Raw genomic sequence first — 18,124 nt, 5'->3', positions numbered from 1 at the left:
CCTTATGCAAGACTTAACAACTTAACATATTACAATATGTCGTTCAGAAGGGAAAATAAGGCAAAAAGCGACTTCACAAAGATTACCATAAGCCTATCGTCTCCAGAAGAGGTGCTAGAGCGCTCAAGCGGTGAGGTGCTTAAACCCGAGACTATCAACTATAGAACCTACAAGCCCGAACGCGATGGATTATTCTGCGAGAGGATTTTTGGGCCGGTAAAGGATTACGAATGTCATTGTGGCAAGTATAAGCGTATCCGTTATAAGGGTATTGTTTGCGATAGGTGTGGTGTTGAAGTAACTGAGAAGAAGGTTCGTCGCGAGCGCATGGGACACATCAACCTTGTAGTTCCTGTGGCCCACATTTGGTACTTTAAGTCGTTACCAAATAAAATTGGATACCTTTTGGGCTTGCCTACCAAAAAACTCGACACGATTATTTACTACGAAAGATATGTGGTAATTAATGCGGGTATAGCCGAGAATGTTAGCTATATGGATTTCCTTACCGAGGAGGAATACCTTGACATTCTTGAAACTCTACCAAAAGATAATCAGCATCTTGATGATGATGATCCCAATAAATTCATTGCAGCAATGGGGGCCGAAGCAATTTTCATGCTTCTGTCTCGCCTACAGCTCGATGAGCTAAGCTACGATCTACGCCATAAGGCCAACACTGAAACGTCGCAACAGCGAAAGAATGAGGCGCTAAAACGCCTACAGGTAGTTGAGGCATTCCGTGAGTCGGCTCATATTAATAAGCCCGAGTGGATGATCTTAAGGGTTGTTCCAGTGATTCCACCCGAACTTCGTCCGTTGGTTCCTTTGGATGGTGGCCGATTTGCAACCTCGGATCTTAACGATTTGTACCGTAGGGTAATCATTCGCAATAACCGCCTCAAGAGGCTAATCGAGATTAAAGCTCCCGAGGTAATTCTTCGTAACGAGAAGCGTATGCTTCAGGAATCAGTTGACTCTTTGTTTGATAACTCAAGAAAGAGCAATGCCGTAAAAACCGATGCCAATAGGCCTCTTAAATCGCTAAGCGATAGTCTAAAGGGTAAGCAGGGTCGATTCCGTCAGAACCTATTGGGTAAACGTGTCGATTACTCTGCTCGTTCGGTTATTGTGGTTGGCCCTGAGCTAAAGATGCATGAGTGCGGTTTGCCAAAGGATATGGCAGCAGAACTTTACAAGCCATTCATCATTCGCAAGCTTATTGAGAGGGGAATTGTTAAGACCGTAAAATCGGCCAAGAAGATTGTCGATCGTAAGGATCCTGTAATATGGGATATTCTGGAGAATGTACTTAAGGGGCATCCAGTGCTTCTTAACCGTGCCCCTACGCTTCACAGGCTAGGTATTCAAGCCTTCCAGCCAAAGCTTATTGAGGGTAAAGCAATTCAGCTACACCCACTTTCATGTACAGCGTTTAACGCAGACTTTGATGGTGACCAGATGGCTGTTCACCTTCCGTTGGGTAATGAGGCCATTCTTGAGGCTCAAATACTGATGTTAGGAGCGCACAACATTCTAAACCCTGCTAACGGAGCCCCTATTACAGTTCCCTCGCAGGATATGGTGTTAGGGCTATACTACATCTCCAAGCCTCGCCCTGGTGCAAAAGGCGAAGGATTAAGGTTTTATTCTCCCGAAGAAGCAATTATTGCTTACAATGAGCGCGTTGCCGACTTGCATGCTAATGTACAACTTAAGATACAGAAAGTAAGCGAGGACGGTTCAACTACCTCCGAAATGATTGAAACCACCGTTGGTCGTATAATTTTCAATCAGTTTGTTCCCCGTGAGGCAGGTTATGTTAACGAATTGTTGACTAAGAAATCGCTTAGGGATATCATTGGTAGAGTGTTGAAAATTGTTGGCATTGCGCGTACATCGCAGTTCCTCGATGACATTAAAGATATGGGGTACTCCTTCGCATTTAAGGGAGGTTTATCATTCAACCTTAGTGATGTAACTGTGCCCGAAGAGAAAGTTACTTTTGTGAATGAGGGGTACGCCCAGGTTGATGAGGTTATGGCTAACTACAATATGGGTCTTATAACCAACAACGAGCGTTACAACGCAATTATTGATATTTGGACACATACCAATGCCAAGCTAACCTTAACGCTGCTTAAACAGCTGGCTGAGGATAACCAAGGGTTCAACTCTGTATATATGATGCTTGACTCTGGTGCGAGGGGTTCGAAGGAGCAGATTCGTCAGCTTTGCGGCATGAGGGGTCTAATGGCAAAACCACAAAAGTCAGGATCAACTGGTAGCGAGATTATTGAGAACCCCATCTTGGCAAACTTTAAGGAGGGCCTATCGGTACTCGAGTACTTTATCTCAACTCACGGTGCGCGTAAGGGTCTTGCCGATACGGCGCTTAAGACAGCCGATGCGGGTTACCTTACCCGTCGTTTGGTTGACGTTTCGCAAGATGTAATAATTACTGAAGAAGACTGTGGCACCCTTCGTGGCCTTGTGGCAACTGCCATTAAGAAAAACGAGGAGGTTGTTGAAACGCTATACGAAAGAATACTAGGTAGAACCACTGTTCATGATGTTTACCATCCGCTTACGGGTGAACTCATTATATCAGCTGGAGAGGAGTTAACCGAAGAGATTGCTACTCAAATCGCTGAGTCGCCCATTGAACAGGTCGAAATTCGTTCAGTACTAACCTGTGAATCACGCAAGGGTGTTTGTGCAAAATGCTACGGTCGTAACCTTGCCACTGGGCGAATGGTTCAGAAGGGCGAAGCTGTTGGTGTTATTGCAGCACAGTCAATTGGTGAGCCAGGTACACAGCTTACACTTCGTACATTCCACGTTGGGGGTACCGCATCCAACATCATTGCCGATTCAAAAATCATCTCGAAATTTGATGGCCGCGTAGAGATTGAGGAACTCAAGAGTATCACCAAGGAGGACGAGTTTGGGGTTGCGCACCAAGTGGTTATTGGTCGCTTGGCCGAAATGCGTATTGTTGATAAGAACACAGGAATTACGCTATCTACCCATAACGTACCCTATGGTTCGAAGCTGTATGTTAACGATGGCGACGATATCACCAAGGGTCAAGAACTCTGCGACTGGGACCCATGGAACGCCGTAATCATCTCAGAGATGGATGGTTCAGTGGCCTTCGATGCAGTTATCAAAGACGTTACCTTTAGGGAGGAGTCCGATGAGCAAACAGGATACCGTGAGAAGGTAATTGTTGAGTCGCGCGACCGTACAAAGAACCCTGCCATTAAAATCATGAAAGGTAAGGATGTACTCAAGTCATATAACCTACCCGTAACCTCTCACATTATGGTTGACGAGGGTAAAGCGGTTAAGGCTGGTGACATCCTTGTGAAAATTCCACGCGCTGTAGGTAAGTCTGGTGATATCACGGGTGGTCTTCCAAGGGTAACTGAGCTGTTTGAGGCGCGTAACCCATCGAACCCCGCTGTGGTGTCTGAAATCGACGGTGAGGTATCGTTTGGTAAGGTAAAGCGTGGAAATAGAGAGATTATGATTACTTCGAAAACCGGAGAGGTTAAGAAGTACCTTGTTCCCCTATCAAAGCAAATTCTTGTTCAGGAGAACGATTACGTACGCGCTGGCATTCCATTGTCTGACGGAGCAATCACACCATCTGACATACTTGCAATTAAAGGTCCAACCAAAGTTCAAGAGTACATTGTGAACGAGGTTCAGGAGGTTTACCGTATGCAGGGTGTGAAGATTAACGATAAGCACTTTGAGGTTATCGTTAGGCAGATGATGCGTAAGGTTGACATTGACGATCCAGGAGATACTCGTTTCCTTGAGAAGCAGATTGTAGATAAGTGGGAGTTCATGGAGGAGAACGATTGGATTTACGATAAGAAGGTTGTTGTTGATGCTGGCGATTCGGCGCTTCGCCCAGGCCAGATTGTGACAGCACGCAAGCTCCGCGATGAGAACTCTATCCTTAAGCGTAAGGATATGAAGCTGATCACAGCTCGCGATGCGGTTCCCGCAACATCAAACCAGGTTCTTCAGGGTATCACCCGCGCTGCGCTTCAAACCAGCAGCTTCATGTCGGCAGCTTCGTTCCAGGAAACCACTAAGGTGCTTAACGAAGCAGCAATCCACGGAAAGGTTGATACTCTCCAAGGGTTGAAGGAAAATGTGATCTGTGGTCACCTAATTCCTGCCGGAACAGGTCTGCGCGATTTTAATAACCTTGTGGTTTACACCAACGAGGAGCAGGAGATGATTCAGCAGGGAAATCCTGTGGTAACCGAACTGGATGAGTAGTTGGAACTTTTCCACATAATTTTAAAAAGCGAGGGTTATTGCCCTCGCTTTTTTTATCTTTACCCTCCATTAACCTAATTGAAAACGTTATGACAGAGAAGAAGAACAACCCGCTCAATATCGAGCTCTCCGAAGAGGTGGCTCAAGGTAACTACGCCAACTTGGCCATAATCACCCATTCTGCTTCGGAGTTTATCCTCGATTTTGTTAGGGTAATGCCTGGCCTACCCAAGGCTAAGGTGCAAACCCGTGTGATACTTACCCCAGACCATGCTAAGCGTTTGCTTATGGCTCTAAAGGATAATGTAACCAAGTTTGAGAGTAACCATGGCCCAATTAAGGTGGGCGAGACAAACTCTGGAATTCCTCCGTTCCCAATGAACTTTGGTGGGGGACAGGCGTAGCTTTTGTGCTTTAGTTACTTAATCTTCGCTCTCGTAAAAGGCACACCGATCGCGAATCATTAAGTTGGCTCTGGGATCGCCAAGATTTCGAGCAGCCGTTAGGTGATAGCATCCCTGATTTATTTTTCCCGATCGTATATTGGCAATGCCCAGGTAGTAATGGAGTTCGGAATTGTTAGGTTCCTCTTCAAGTAGGGTCTCCATATCAAGAATTGCTCCTCCAAAATCGGATTGTTCTAGCTTGGCCAACCCTCTATACAGCAATGCTTTTCGTTGTGACCTATCGAGTTCTAGTACCCTGTTGAAATCGGCTATGGCCCTAGTGAAATCGTACATTTTGCTTCGAGCCTTCCCCCTTAGTAGGTAGGCTCTGGCATCGAAAGGGTCTATCTTTAGCAGTTCGGTAAGGTCGTTTACAGCCTGAAGGCTGCTATTGGTTTTGTAGTACACCTCGGCTCGCTTAAGGTATACACTAGTGTTTAGCGGATTTATTTCTATTGCCCTGGTGAAATCAGCAATAGCTTTAGGGTAATTCTCAATTTCTGCATAGGATTGCCCTCTGCAGTAGTATAGCACAGCAAAATCGGGCTTTAGGGAAATGGCTACCGAAAAGTCTGCAATAGCACCTGCAAAATTGTTGCTGTTGTGCTTCTCCAGCCCATTGCTAAATAGTTGATCTACCGACTGAGCAAGGGCTATGGTGGTTAGTAGTAGCGAAAGTAATAAAAACGTTATCCTTTTCACCTTCGGCGTGTTGGGGGTGGAGCATTCTCTTTGCAAAATTCGCGAATCAGGAATTGGGTCTCAACTCTACCCAGCTCAAGGGCCTTATCTAGGTCAAGGCATCCATTCTTCTTCAACCCTTGAAGAATTTTGGATAGCCCACGGTAGTAGTAGGCTTCCGAATTTTTTGGGTCAATCACAATGGCTTGGTTAAGGTCTACAACTGCCCCCTGTAGGTCGTACACATCAACCCGGGTTCTTCCCCTGTTTACATAGGCCATCACAAACCTCGCATCTATGGATATGGCACGGTTAAAATCGGATATGGCTCCTTTGTAGTCCTTAAGGTGACCCTTTGCCAACCCCCGGTTGTTGTAGGCCATGGCAAACTGTGGCGCAATTTTTACCAGCTCGTTATAGTCCAACACGGCTCCCTCAAAGTCTTGTATCATCATCCTAGCATTACCCCTGTAGTAGTATGCTATAGCAAAGCGATGATCGATGTCTAGCGCTTTGCTATAATCGTCAATTGCGGCCTGAATATCGCCGATTTGCACCTTAGAGTCGCCACGGAAGATATATGCGTGCTTATTCACAGGGTCGAGCTGTATGGCTTGGTTTAGGGTGTTGATTGCTCCCTGATAATCTTCCTGCTCATGCATAAGGTTTGCCTTTAGCATAAGCTCTTGGCTAGTTTGTGCGAACGCTCCTAGGCTACAGAATAGCAGAGTGAGTATTGAAAAAAACTTCATAAATATCTTGGTGTTATCTAGTTGGTATCAGAAACTTTTGATGGTTTTGTGCTCTTTTTATTATTACGCTTGGCCTTTCGCTTGATGATGCTTGGTTTCGATCTGTTCTTTCTGTAACGGGTAAATGCATATGTGGCGAGTGACCCAATTATTAGTAGTGGCCAAAGCCTAATGAGAAATAGAATAAACGAAACAAAACCTTTCCACCCTTTGTGAATTGATGTTTTAAGCCGCTCCCAGAAACTTTCCATGGGCTCGGGGACAAATTTAAAATCAATTTTTTGGTAGATATTAAGGTTTACCGTGCTGTAGTCTATCCTGTTGTTAAGGTACCTTAGCCTACCTTCAATCGATTCAATTTGGCTACGCACTTCTGCTAGTTTGCTTTCTATTCTTAGTATTTCATCAATGGAATCGGTTCGCTTAAGCAAGCCAATAAATTTTTTCTCCACCTCGCGTTGGTTTTTCAATCGGCTCTCAATATCAATGTACTCCTCGGTTACATCGGTGCTCTGTATGCTTTGGCTTTCTATCCTTTTGGCTATTGAATGTAGGTCGTTTATTATTGGGTCAAGCGACGCTGATGGTACTCTTATGGTAATGTAGTTTGTTATGCGATACTCGTAGTTATTCAAGTTTTCTGAGGATATCCAGCCCTTATGTATCCTTACGATAGAGTCGAGTTTAGGTCTCGATTCTTCATAGTTCTCCACCTCAATTGAGATATGGGCATTGCGGATGATTTTTTGCTGCCCAGCGGTTTGGTTCTGCTCTGGCGATTGTTCAATGGTTTTCTCGGAAGGGGCATACGAATCGGCAGCCATTCTAGCCATTGGCGGTGCATCTTCGGCAACCGAAGCTATGCTAAACTCGTTGGTGTTTGTGTTGCTGCCGCATCCAAAAAGGGTTGCAGCTGCAAGGAGTAGGAGTAAGTTTCTCATATTGCCCAATTTTTATGCAAGATAGTAATTTAAAGTGATAGTTTACTGCACAAGGCTTTCACTAACAAATTTTAGTCCAATTGCTTGCTGCCCATTCTATTTGTAGAAGTTCTTTTCAAAAGCATTGAATATGGATCCTTTTAAGATTACCCTGTGCCAAACAGCATGCAAGAACCCTAACCCATATCCAAAAAGTTGTACCCACGCAGCACCAATGCTAAGGAAGGCCACATTTACTTTTTTTGTTATTGCCCAGGCATTTATAAACACCATTAGCGAGTATGCCAAGGGGACAAGAATTGAGTATTTGCAAATAAGTACACAGAGGCCAAATATCAGCATGCTAACAACAAATGCCGAAGGCAAAAGATGAACTAGTTTTAGGGTTCCTGGGTGAAGGATGTTTAGGTTAATCCGGGCAATCCCTGAGTTGTAAACCTGCCTAAAGAACTTTTTTAAATCTGTTCGGCGCTTGTGGTAAACCCATGCCTTGGGGAATAGTCGGGTTGAAAACCCTGACTTGATAATGCGTAGGCTGAAATCAATATCCTCACCAAATCGTAAGGTCGAGAATCCCTTTGTATCCTCAAAAACTTGCCTCGATATCCCCATGTTAAAGCTTCGTGGGTAGAATTTATCCATTCGCTCCCTTCCCCCTCTAATCCCTCCGGTTGTGAGGAATGAGGTCATGGAGTAGTTTATGGCTTTTTGTATTGGGCTGAACGATTCGTGCGCCCTGTCGGGGCCACCAAAGGCATCTACAGGCCTAGCGTTGATCTCAAGTTCGACCTCATTAAAATAGTCACTTGGTATTATACAGTCGGAGTCGAAAAAGATGATGAAATCTCCTTCCGACCTTTCTGCTCCATAGTTTCGTGTTATTCCTGGCCCCGTGTTTTCCTTTTTGTAATATTGAATCGAAAGCCTGCCCTCATATTTTTTCACAACAGAATCGCAAGGCTCACTCGAGCCATCCTCAACAATAATAACCTCAAAATTCTTGTAGCATTGATGTGTTAAACTCTCTAGCAGTTCATCAATTTCATCGGGACGGTTATATACTGGAACTACGATTGAATACTTGGTTTTTTGCATATGATGCTTAAGTTTAGTGCAAAGATAAAATTTTGCACCTTAAGCTTAGCACAAAAAGTTGTATAGCAGATGGATTTTAGTTTATGGTGAGGTATGGTTTAATCCTTTGGTACGTTTGCTCATCAATCAGCTTATTGGCTCTAATATCCTCTATTTTGCTGAAGTTCGACATTGTTTCACGATAGTAAATAATTGCCTTTGCCTGGTAGTCCGTTAGGTATGGATGACGCCTCAGCTCCTGGTAGTCCACTAGGTTTATGTTAATTGTATTGATGGCCAGCGTGTCAACCCAGATTTGATCTTGAATAGATGAAAGCAAATCCTTAGGGAAGCCATAAACTTCCGTTAGCTGATTAGTATTGTAAAACCCACCAAGGCGTTCCCTGTACGAGATAATCCTCCGAGCGTAGCTACGGCCTATCCCTCTTATTCTTGTAATTTCGAGGGTGTCTACAGTGTTGAGGTCGATATAAATTTTTGATTCGGTTTTGGCAAATTGGGCTTGCGGAGGATAAGTTGTTGAGTCCTTTGGCTGTTGCTCTGGTGCAGGTGCTATTTTGATATAGGGTTTAAGTCTTTCAAACATATCCTTGTCAACAACATACATCTTGGCAAAGTCATCTGGTTTTGCAAACAGACCTCCCTTTTGTCGGTAGTTCTCAATGGATGCGGCCTGTCGAGGAGTTAGCCCTAACCTCACTAGCTCCGAGGTACTCACTGTGTTAGGATCAAAATAAAATTCTTCGGGTACCGCAGCCGCAGGCCTTTCCTCCTCAGACATTGAGAAAGAGGTTTCAACCTTCGGTTTGGAGTAGGTAAGCGCATTGTAAAAGCTGTCAACCTTATGAAAGCTATTTGTGCTAAGGAGCGGGCTGGGTTTTGTGAATAGTGTTTGGTGAGCGAATGGATAAAATGCAACCACGACCACCATTAGCGCCAGGGTTAGTATACCATAACGTTGCGATTTTGTATAGCTAAACCATTCTTTCCACATGCAGAGCATTGTTTTATTGGCGGAACTGATTAATATTTAGCCATATCAAATTTACTTAAAATTGTTTTTCTGCGGATGTTTTTTTCTTGTTTACTGTTTGTATGTTAAGTTTTTCATTTATCTTTACCGACCAAACGGTCGGTATGATGTATGACAAAAACTAAGGATTTTATACTTTTTGAAGCCTTTCGCTTATTTCTGGAAAAGGGTTACGATAAGGTTTCGATGAATGAATTGGTTAGAGTTTCTGGCCTTTCAAAGGGGGCGTTTTACCACTATTTCCCAAGTAAGGAGGAACTTTTTCGGGAAGCAATTACTACTCATTTCATAGCAGGGATAGGTGAGGGGATTCCTCCCGCAAAGCAAGGTGATTCGCTTTTGGAAAGTTTAATAGGCATAATCGATTCAAAGGCGCAAGCCTACAAAAAAATGCTGGAGATGAATAAGAACTCAAACTTTTTTAACCTCCTATTTCAGGCAGTAAGCATGTTTCCCGAGTTTAGAACAGACCTTAAGAGGGGTAGCCTGCTTGAGGAGGATAAGTTGGCACTCCTTTTCGAGAAGGCTTTGGCAGGGGGTGAAATAAAAACACCCATTACATCTCGTAAATTGGCGCAGATGTATGCGGCAATGCTTGATGGGATGGAGCTGCACGCTGTGGTAACCGGAGAGCTGGACACACTCCATTCCGAGGAGCGAAAAGCTACCGAAGATTTTGTGAAACTCCTTAATGGGAAGGCCTAAAAATATATTTGCTATGATATCAGTAAACAACCTATCGTATTCATATCCCAAATCGAATGTAGAAGCTGTTCGAAATATCACCTTCGATGTACACCAAGGCGAAATATTCGGATTCCTGGGGCCAAGCGGAGCTGGCAAGAGTACTACCCAAAAGCTTTTGATAAAGCTTTTACAGGGCTACAAAGGCGAAGTGAACGTGCTGAATCGTCCACTGGGGAACTGGAGTGGCGATTACTTTGCCAATATTGGCGTGGGCTTTGAGCTGCCTAACCATTACCTAAAGCTTACCGGCGAGGAGAACTTAAAGCTATTCGCATCGTTTTACCCAACCATAGCCCACAAACCCGCTGAGTTACTACGAATGGTTGAGCTGGAGGGACACGCCAAAAAGCCTGTGGAATCCTACTCCAAGGGGATGAAGATGCGCCTTAACTTTGTGCGGGCGCTAATGCACGACCCACAGCTTCTATTTCTCGACGAGCCCACATCGGGTCTCGATCCGGGCTATGCCCGTATGATAAAGGATATCATTTTCGACCTAAAGAAACGCGGAAAAACCATATTCCTTACCACGCACAATATGCACGATGCCGATGAGCTGTGCGATAGGGTTGCCTTTATGGTGGATGGGGAGCTGAAGCTGATTGGCTCGCCCCGCGAGCTAAAACTACAGAACGGGCAACGCAGGGTTAGGGTTGAAACACGGGTTGAAGAGAAACTCGTTACCCAGGAGTTCGAGTTTAGCGGATTGGATCAAAATATTGACTTTCTGAAGTCAATTGGTAATCCTAACCTTCAATCGATCCACTCGTGCGAGGAGAGCTTGGAGGAGGTTTTCCTCAGAACCACAGGGAAAAGTTTGAAAGCAAATGGATAGAACAGGGTTAAACAAAAAGCCAGCTGTATAATGAGAACTTTTTTTAATCTATTAAAATGGGATGTAATCCTTCTGCTTAAGTACGGAATTTTGCCAATTGCCCTTGGTATTGGTGCCCTGTACATTGGACTGGTGTTCCTGCTCGATATCCCCAGTAGTATTATTGTGCTGCTGATTTTTTCCGATCCATCGATGATGGGATTTATCTTTGTTGGGGTGATGGTGCTGTTCGAGAAGCAGGCTGGAACCAGCTCGGCGCTGGTGGTAACTCCATTACAGCCCTGGCAGTATCTCTTGTCGAAATCAATTTCGCTCTCAATTCCGGCAGCTATTGTTTCGCTGGCCATAGTTTTCGCATCACAATTGGATGCATCGTACGTATTAGTAATGGTTGCTGTAGTGCTCACATCCATCCTATTTTTGCTGCTGGGATTTGTGGGTGCGCAAAGGGTTAAAACCTTTAACCAGTATATTCTCATAATACCGATGTTTCTAATGCCCTTCTGCATTCCGCTGGTCGATTTCTTTGGATTATGGCAATCGCAATTGATGTGGATAATCCCAACGCACTCGTCGCTTAAGCTGCTCACGGCAGCTTTCGAAACGATTGCAATTTGGGAGGTTTTGCTGTCGGTATCAATCCTGCTGATATCAATATACCTAGCCTGGCGATGGGCTTTAAGGGTTTACAGGGCAAAGATGATTGAAGCATCCTAATTCAAATTAGAAAAAAACACGGCTATGCAATCGACATACCTTTCGGTTTTAAGGGCAGATACCCGGAATATCCTTCGCGACAGTTCGCTTGTTCTGATGCTCGTTGTCCCATTCCTGCTGGTTCCGCTAGTACGGTTTGGCGGGGCAGCACTAATCGAACTGTTTCCCGAGGTTACCGATTATGCCCCGCTGGTTGTGCTTATGTTTGGCGCAATGGTGGCCATTTTCCCAGCCTTTGTAATGGGCTTTGTGATGATGGACGAGAAGGATGGGGGAATCAATCAGGTGCTAAGGGTTTTGCCATTTAACCTTAATAAGCTAATTGGCCTAAGGGTTTTAACGATGATTGCAGTGGGGTTGTTTAATTCAATCTTCTTTTTTGCACTAAACGGGCTTGTTTCGATTGGTTTTTTTGAGATGATCGTTCTGTCTATCAATGTGTCGATACTGGCACCCATTTTGGCCTTTGTGATGCTGTGCATATCATCGAATAAAATTGAGGCGGCAGCTGTACTTAAGGGTATTAGCTTTGTTATATTTATTGCCTTTATCCAGTTTTTTATCCCTGGGGGATTGAAATATCTGCTCGCACCCATACCCACCTTTTGGGTTTGCCGATCGTTCGAAGAGATTAGCAGCTTTGGGCACTTTGCGCTTTTTAGCGCAATTGGTGTTACCCTTCAGCTGGTTTACCTATCGCTGCTATGGAAGATTTTTTTAAGGAAATGGTAGTTTAAGGTTTTTGTGTTTTCTGCGCCTTCTTTGTGATGGAATGAAATATAAACACAAAGGAGGCGCAGAGTTTCATAAAGCCATTATAGTTGGTGAAAAATCTTTACTCCACCAGCAGTTTTCTATTCTGTGGATATCGCACAGTGTACTTAATCTGCAGGGTTCGGGTTTCGCCCGATTTTAGATTAAGGTTCCATTTTACCTTGCCAGTAGCCTCATCGATGGTTGCCCCGGGGGCATCAACCTGCTCAACTTTTATATCGCTTAACCTTGATATGGGGTACTGATCCTCAACCACAATATCCACAGGGAAAGGTTTGTTATTCTTTACCGAAATTTCCCAAACGCGCTGCTCGCGTTTATTGGATCCAACTACGCTACGGCGAGAAAACTCCTTCTTCGACTCGCGCTTAATCTGAATATCGCGGTCGCGCCCAATCGAAACGGTAAGCGTATCCTCAATGGAACTTAAGTCGAAGTAGGTTTTTCCTTGGTAGATTCCCTTGAAGAACAGGCTTACATCGCCATCGAGCAGCTCGTAGAGATGCCAATCGGGGATGCTGGCCATAAGAAATGCGTCGGTGGTAAGCTTGGGAACAGCAGCATACTTGTACTGAGCCGGTGCGGTGTACTCAAGAATTGAAACATCGTAGGCTTGATTATCGGAGGGAATGGAGTATGGGATTTCAATCTTAAACTCGGTTGCCACCTGGCTCTTCTCAATGGCCAAAGGGATTTGAATATTCATTTTTGGAGCAGAACTAGATACACCCCTTATCATCATATTTTCAGATCTGGCGCCATAAGCTGTAACAACCACCTCCTCGAGCGCCACGTTATCGCTTTCCATCCTAACATTTCGAACGGGGGAACTAGCTGGGAGTTCCAACGATTTCATCCCAATAAAGGAGTAAACCAATGTGCTACTAGCGCTAGGAACCTTAATGGAGTACCGGCCATCCATATCGGTGGCAACTCCCTGCGTGGTTCCCTTTATCATTATTGAAACCCCGGGGATTGGCTCTCCAATTTCATCAACAACTCTTCCCGATACGGTTCCTGAGTAAGGTTTTGAAGCCTCAAGCGGATCCCTCTTGCTGTAGAAGTTGTCGAATGTTAGGAAGTAAGCATCGAGTTCGGGTTTATAGTTGCTAATGGATGGATCGCCCGAGGAGAGGGTAAGCAGTACATCTTTCCAGTCCTCGCCTGTGTTCTGGTTTACCTTGGCCTTGTAGAAAAGCCCGAGGGGCGAGTTCACATCCTCAATTCTGATATCGTAATTGGGTTTCCAGCCGGCATCGGCAATAAAGTAGCGAAGTTCCATTTTGGCGTTTTTAGCCGCTTCGCTGCTAACCTTAACCTTAACCAAGCTGGTGGGCATATCAATTTGCGCGTTAAGCTCGAGCAGCTGCTGCGTAATGGTAACCATCTCGCGTTGTAGCTTACGAATTTTGAGCGTTTGCTGGTAGTGTAGGCTCTCAATCTCCGAAAGTCGATTCCGGAAAAATACGGCCATCTTCTCCAGGTCGGCAGCGCTTATTCCATTATCGCCACCAATGGCTTGGTTTGCGATAACCATATCCTTTTCCTGAGCGTAAACCCGCTGCAGGTTTTTATGGATGTTGATGCTGTCGTTTATCACCTCACGCCTTTTCTCGAGCTTCAGCACCTGATCGGTGGCCTTCTGCTTATTCAGGTAGTCGATGGCATGGGTAACAGATAGGATGGTTACCCCAGCATCGGCTGATGCTTGTATGCTCTCGGGGTTAATGGCCTGGGGCAACCCGCTGAATTGGAGCTCGGTGATGCCTTTTTCAATTTTTACCTCCGATTTGCGAGTTATCTGCGCACCAACCTGGTATACGGTTACGTGCTTTATGGACGACTCAACATTCTTTTGCGTTTCGCCAACGACGATTGACGATATCATTATGGCTAAAGCCAGTAGGATGATTGGTTTCATGGCGTAGGGTTTTAAAGAGTGTATCTTAATGTTTAACTTTGTGTTATGCTGGTTTTGCTCTTAATAAAACTGAACCCGACATAATCAATGCAAGTGCAATAAGGTAAAAGGGTAAATGCAAAGGTGCGTAAAAAACTTGTATCATTATGATTTGAACCGAGAGCCAGCCCGCAAGTAGTATTCCCTGCAAAATGATAAGCTGTGGATGATAACTCCACTTGCGGATGGTTAGAATGGCTGCCGCAAGGCACATCAGGCCGTTAACCGTAAATAGGATTATCCCCGGTATCAAGTAGCTATTGAAAGGGGAATGGGTGAGGAAATCGAGGGGCATCTGCATAAACTCACCTGAAGGGTCGTATATAAGACCTGCTCCGCCCCAAAGGGCACCAATGCTGTTAATTAGCAAAAGGGTAATCGCTGTAATTCTTAGGTTTCGCTGCATATTTTTTTTACTAAGCTAAACAATGCCTCAAAAATACACCAAAACACACAATGTTAACGTGTAAAGTGTTAAAATAACAAAGGGACGACATTATTTTATCGCCCCTTTTATTATGGTATTGGGAATGAAATTACTCGTATTTCAATGATCTGATTGGATTGGCGGTTGCAGCTTTTATTGCTTGGTAGCTTATGGTTAGCAGCGCAATGGCAAATGCAATAAATATTGATGCGAAGAACATCCAGGGTGCAATGTCGATTCGATGAGCAAAGTTATTAAGCCAATTTTTCATGACGAACCATGCTATGGGTGATGCAAAAAGGGCAGCATAAATAACGAGCATGATTACTTGTTTCGAGAGGAGAATAAATATTGATTTATTCTCAGCCCCAAGTACCTTTCGTACCCCTATCTCCTTTGTTCTTTTTTCAGCAGCGAACGAAGCCATACCCAGAAGGCCAAGGCAAGCAATAAAAATGGCAAGGATTGAGAAAAGGCTAAAGATTTTGCTTGTTCGCTCCTCCTCTTTGTATAGTTTTTCCAGATCAGAATTTAGAAAAGAGTATAAGAAGGGTTGGTTGGGATTAAACTCCTTCCATTTGCTTTCAATGTGTTTAAGCGAATTTGTGATGTTATCTTTTCTAAACCGAATTGCCATAAGCCAATCGGCTCCTGAGCTAAGGGCGTAAACCATTGGTTTGGTCTCTTTGTGTAACGACTCGAAGTAGATATCTGGCATTACCCCAACGATGGTGCCCGGTGTTACTTTGTCTCCATTGAAGTATGGGATAAGTAGCCTTTTCCCTAGCGGCTCGGAAAGGCCTGCCATGCTAGCCATTTTTTGATTTATTACTATAGATTCTCGATCGGTACTAAAATTACTGCTAAGGTATCGCCCGTCTACAAGTTGAATTCCTAGGGTATGAATATAGTTCTCGTCCGCTCTAACGATACCTGTTTGCACCATCTCCTCTGACGGTTTCCCTTCAACAGAAACGGTTGTGCCATTGTAGCTGTATCCGGGTAAAGCATCACAGAAACTGGCATCTATTATGTCAGGCGAACTGAGGAGTTCTTCACGAAATGCGCCGTATTTATCACCGAGTGTATGGGTGCGTTTAAGAACAACAACTCCCTCTTTGCTGAATCCTAAATCTTTAGATTTGAAGAAGTAGAGCTGCTGGGTTACTACAAAAGTGCTTACAAAAAGCGCTATGGTAATTGCAAATTGAACTACTACCAAGACTCCTCTGAATTGGCTGCTTGACATGCTAGAGTTGAGCTGGCCTTTTAGCACGACAATGGGTTTGAAGGATGACATGAAGAAGGCTGGGTAAATTCCAGAAAGTATCCCTACAAAAGTGCCAAAAACAATGAAAGCAGGGAGAATAAACCAATTGTCAAAGTAGGAAAGTGACAAATCCTTACCCGTTAAGTAATTGAATTGCGGTAGAACAATCTCAATTGCTGTCATAGCAATAAGTACAGCAATTAGGCAAACTATAATCGATTCAAAAAGAAACTGTATAATGAGTTTTTTTCGACTGCTTCCCACTACCTTCCTAATTCCTACTTCTTTAGCTCTGTTCGAATATTTTGCTGTAGCCAAATTCATATAGTTGATGCAAGCTATTGCTAGAATAAAAAGGGCGATGGTTGAAAAGAAGTATATATAAGCAATATTACCTCCTGCGCTTATCTGATGATCCAAGTTGGAGTAAAGATGAATATCAGGAACAGCCTCGAGAAAGAATCCGTAGGAGTTACCCATCTTCTCAAATGTTTCCAAATCAATCCCCATAGCTTGCTGTACTTCAGGCCCTACGTACTTGTAAGCCATATTATGAAATTTGGGGTAAATGTCGTTGGGGTTGACTCCAGGCTTGAGCAAAACGTATGTGTATAGATTGCTTGTTAGCCAGCTTTGCCAGCTATCAACACCCATTGTGGTTAATGAAGCTAAAAAATTGTATTGAAAATGAGAATTTGAGGGCATTTTTTCTGTAATCCCAGTTATTTCTATCTCATAACTATTTACTGTTAAAGATTTGCCAATAGGATTTTCGTCACCAAAGTATTTTTTTGCCATTTCTCGGGTTATCACCATACAGTTTGGCTTGGATAGCACGGTTTTGGGGTTCCCCTCTATAACCTCAACCGTAAAGGTGCTAAAGAAGTTGGAGTCGGCGTAAAAGAAATTCTCCTCAATAAATGAGTCTTCATCTTTGCGGACTACAGGTCGAATAGATTCCATAAGTCGAGTAACCTGTTCTATCTCGGCTATTTCATGCTCAAAGGCATCCTTAATTGGGGCAGAGGTTTTCGATGATCCTATCAGGTTATCCCCAAACTTTCCGTCAATGTATAAACGATATAGCCTATCAGCCCTAGTATGATAATTGTCGTAGCTAGATTCATGGTTAATAAATAGAAGTATTAGTACACAGCAAGCTATTCCAACTGCTAAACCCACAATGTTTGTCATTGTGTAGTACTTTTCCCTGATTATATTCCGGTAGGCTGTTTTTAAATAATTTTTTAGCATAGTTCTATTTGTTGAAATTGTACGAGTTTATGTTGTCCAACCTGCGTGCCATTCTGGCCAATGCTCAGCTAGTCAAGGGTAATGATGAGGGTACAACAGAACTGATGCCCAGTTTTATTGTGTGGGAATGAACACTTAGTGTTCGCAAATGAACACTAGTGATAAAAAATCAATATCTTCCATCCCCAAAGCAACGTAGGGTGAAATGTTGAGGTAGATCTTAATTCTGGTATGACTATAATATTTTAGTATTTTTGCAGACCTCAACTCTAGATAATAAATGGATATACCCACTTTGACCCTTGTGGCCATTGGTTTAAGCTTCGATACTTTCGCTGTTTCGGTTTCGATAGGTGTTATGAGATGCCAAATCAGGTTTTGGCAAGCCACTTGGCTGGCATTGGTCATGGCATTTTTTCAAGGGGCAATGCCATTAGCAGGATGGATACTAGGCGAGCAGCTGGTTGTTTTCACCAATGGGCTTGGTCACTACTTGGCTTTTGCCTTGTTGTCGGGGATTGGGGTAAAGATGATAGTTGAGAGCCTTAAGCCGGAGGAGAAGCGGAATCCAGTAAATCCTTTTAAGCTTATTGTAATTGTTGGAATGGCTATTTCTACCAGTATTGATGCGCTGGTGGTGGGTTTCTCCTTTGCGTTTATCGAGGTAAATATTTTTCAGGCAATACTAATCATTGGTTTTGCCACCTACCTATTTGCTATGCTGGGTATGCTTTTTGGAAAGAAGGCTGGGCTGCGATTTGGCAAGCGTATGGAGATTGTTGGTGGACTGGTATTACTTGGACTTGGCTTTAAGATTTTATTGGAGAATCTGAATGGTGGTGGGGTTATAGGGTAAATAATCGTAGCCAACTAAGAAAGGGCAGCCAAAA

Annotated in this window: 15 protein-coding genes; 7 read left to right on the top strand and 8 right to left on the bottom strand. The window is 43.9% G+C overall.

Annotated features, from left to right (window positions below):
* The first annotated feature begins 36 nt into the window (after positions 1–36).
* A complete protein-coding gene (gene rpoC / locus G8O23_RS02585; protein ID WP_166361458.1) occupies positions 37–4,302 on the top strand; it encodes a DNA-directed RNA polymerase subunit beta' in 4,266 nt (1,421 codons plus the stop codon).
* A gap of 89 nt (positions 4,303–4,391) precedes the next feature.
* Positions 4,392–4,706, top strand: a complete 315-nt coding sequence (locus G8O23_RS02580; RefSeq protein ID WP_166361456.1) for a DUF3467 domain-containing protein — start codon at positions 4,392–4,394, stop codon at positions 4,704–4,706.
* Positions 4,707–4,724: 18 nt separating this feature from the next.
* Here G8O23_RS02580 and G8O23_RS02575 read toward each other — a convergent pair whose 3' ends face one another.
* The 5 genes from G8O23_RS02575 to G8O23_RS02555 form a co-directional block, all read right to left on the bottom strand.
* The gene (locus tag G8O23_RS02575; RefSeq protein WP_166361454.1) at positions 4,725–5,450 is read right to left on the bottom strand and encodes a tetratricopeptide repeat protein; all 726 of its coding nucleotides are present in this window, start codon (positions 5,448–5,450) and stop codon (positions 4,725–4,727) included.
* Positions 5,447–6,181, bottom strand: coding sequence for a tetratricopeptide repeat protein (locus G8O23_RS02570; protein ID WP_166361452.1), 735 nt, complete (start codon positions 6,179–6,181; stop codon positions 5,447–5,449). Before G8O23_RS02570 ends, G8O23_RS02575 begins: the two co-directional genes overlap by 4 nt.
* Positions 6,182–6,198: 17 nt before the next feature.
* Positions 6,199–7,122: a DUF4349 domain-containing protein gene (locus G8O23_RS02565; protein WP_166361450.1), complete on the bottom strand. Its 924-nt coding sequence runs from the start codon at positions 7,120–7,122 to the stop codon at positions 6,199–6,201.
* Positions 7,123–7,218: 96 nt separating this feature from the next.
* Complete coding sequence (locus G8O23_RS02560; RefSeq protein ID WP_166361448.1) at positions 7,219–8,217, bottom strand: glycosyltransferase; 999 nt, start codon at positions 8,215–8,217, stop codon at positions 7,219–7,221.
* Between the two features lie 76 nt (positions 8,218–8,293).
* The gene (locus tag G8O23_RS02555) at positions 8,294–9,211 is read right to left on the bottom strand and encodes a ComEA family DNA-binding protein (RefSeq protein ID WP_166361446.1); all 918 of its coding nucleotides are present in this window, start codon (positions 9,209–9,211) and stop codon (positions 8,294–8,296) included.
* A 150-nt stretch (positions 9,212–9,361) separates the two neighbouring features.
* Here G8O23_RS02555 and G8O23_RS02550 point away from each other — a divergent pair, with 150 nt between their 5' ends.
* Genes G8O23_RS02550 through G8O23_RS02535 form a run of 4 tightly spaced genes read left to right on the top strand, consistent with a single transcriptional unit; the run spans position 9,362 to position 12,281 of the window.
* Positions 9,362–9,955, top strand: a complete 594-nt coding sequence (locus tag G8O23_RS02550; RefSeq protein ID WP_166361444.1) for a TetR/AcrR family transcriptional regulator — start codon at positions 9,362–9,364, stop codon at positions 9,953–9,955.
* A gap of 13 nt (positions 9,956–9,968) precedes the next feature.
* Positions 9,969–10,832 carry an ABC transporter ATP-binding protein gene (locus G8O23_RS02545; protein WP_166361442.1) on the top strand — a complete coding sequence of 288 codons (864 nt, stop codon included), beginning with the start codon at positions 9,969–9,971 and terminating at the stop codon, positions 10,830–10,832.
* 30 nt (positions 10,833–10,862) lie between these two features.
* Positions 10,863–11,549 carry an ABC transporter permease gene (locus G8O23_RS02540; protein ID WP_166361440.1) on the top strand — a complete coding sequence of 229 codons (687 nt, stop codon included), beginning with the start codon at positions 10,863–10,865 and terminating at the stop codon, positions 11,547–11,549.
* Positions 11,550–11,573: 24 nt separating this feature from the next.
* Positions 11,574–12,281: a hypothetical protein gene (locus G8O23_RS02535; RefSeq protein ID WP_166361438.1), complete on the top strand. Its 708-nt coding sequence runs from the start codon at positions 11,574–11,576 to the stop codon at positions 12,279–12,281.
* Positions 12,282–12,384: 103 nt separating this feature from the next.
* Here the strand turns inward: G8O23_RS02535 and G8O23_RS02530 are convergent, their stop codons facing one another.
* From G8O23_RS02530 to G8O23_RS02520, 3 genes are all read right to left on the bottom strand, one after another.
* Positions 12,385–14,244: a DUF4139 domain-containing protein gene (locus G8O23_RS02530; RefSeq protein ID WP_166361436.1), complete on the bottom strand. Its 1,860-nt coding sequence runs from the start codon at positions 14,242–14,244 to the stop codon at positions 12,385–12,387.
* Positions 14,245–14,287: 43 nt separating this feature from the next.
* Entirely contained in the window at positions 14,288–14,689 is a 402-nt protein-coding gene (locus G8O23_RS02525) for a hypothetical protein (RefSeq protein ID WP_166361434.1), read from the bottom strand.
* Positions 14,690–14,819: 130 nt separating this feature from the next.
* Entirely contained in the window at positions 14,820–17,234 is a 2,415-nt protein-coding gene (locus G8O23_RS02520; RefSeq protein WP_166361432.1) for an ABC transporter permease, read from the bottom strand.
* Positions 17,235–17,514: 280 nt separating this feature from the next.
* On the opposite strand from G8O23_RS02520, the gene G8O23_RS02515 reads away from it, so the two are divergent.
* Positions 17,515–18,090, top strand: a complete 576-nt coding sequence (locus tag G8O23_RS02515; protein WP_166361430.1) for a manganese efflux pump MntP — start codon at positions 17,515–17,517, stop codon at positions 18,088–18,090.
* Positions 18,091–18,124 lie beyond the last annotated feature (34 nt).

This window comes from Perlabentimonas gracilis (genome assembly GCF_011174675.1).
Taxonomy (GTDB): domain Bacteria; phylum Bacteroidota; class Bacteroidia; order Bacteroidales; family Tenuifilaceae; genus Perlabentimonas; species Perlabentimonas gracilis.
This window is presented reverse-complemented; position numbering and strand designations above follow the sequence as displayed.

Coding starts and splice junctions, on each gene's coding strand:
- rpoC (WP_166361458.1), top strand. CDS start 37: ATGTCGTTCAGAAGGGAAAATAAGGCAAAAAGCGACTTCACAAAGATT.
- G8O23_RS02580 (WP_166361456.1), top strand. CDS start 4,392: ATGACAGAGAAGAAGAACAACCCGCTCAATATCGAGCTCTCCGAAGAG.
- G8O23_RS02570 (WP_166361452.1), bottom strand. CDS start 6,181: ATGAAGTTTTTTTCAATACTCACTCTGCTATTCTGTAGCCTAGGAGCG.
- G8O23_RS02565 (WP_166361450.1), bottom strand. CDS start 7,122: ATGAGAAACTTACTCCTACTCCTTGCAGCTGCAACCCTTTTTGGATGC.
- G8O23_RS02560 (WP_166361448.1), bottom strand. CDS start 8,217: ATGCAAAAAACCAAGTATTCAATCGTAGTTCCAGTATATAACCGTCCC.
- G8O23_RS02555 (WP_166361446.1), bottom strand. CDS start 9,211: ATGTGGAAAGAATGGTTTAGCTATACAAAATCGCAACGTTATGGTATA.
- G8O23_RS02550 (WP_166361444.1), top strand. CDS start 9,362: ATGACAAAAACTAAGGATTTTATACTTTTTGAAGCCTTTCGCTTATTT.
- G8O23_RS02545 (WP_166361442.1), top strand. CDS start 9,969: ATGATATCAGTAAACAACCTATCGTATTCATATCCCAAATCGAATGTA.
- G8O23_RS02540 (WP_166361440.1), top strand. CDS start 10,863: ATGAGAACTTTTTTTAATCTATTAAAATGGGATGTAATCCTTCTGCTT.
- G8O23_RS02535 (WP_166361438.1), top strand. CDS start 11,574: ATGCAATCGACATACCTTTCGGTTTTAAGGGCAGATACCCGGAATATC.
- G8O23_RS02530 (WP_166361436.1), bottom strand. CDS start 14,244: ATGAAACCAATCATCCTACTGGCTTTAGCCATAATGATATCGTCAATC.
- G8O23_RS02525 (WP_166361434.1), bottom strand. CDS start 14,689: ATGCAGCGAAACCTAAGAATTACAGCGATTACCCTTTTGCTAATTAAC.
- G8O23_RS02520 (WP_166361432.1), bottom strand. CDS start 17,234: ATGCTAAAAAATTATTTAAAAACAGCCTACCGGAATATAATCAGGGAA.
- G8O23_RS02515 (WP_166361430.1), top strand. CDS start 17,515: ATGGATATACCCACTTTGACCCTTGTGGCCATTGGTTTAAGCTTCGAT.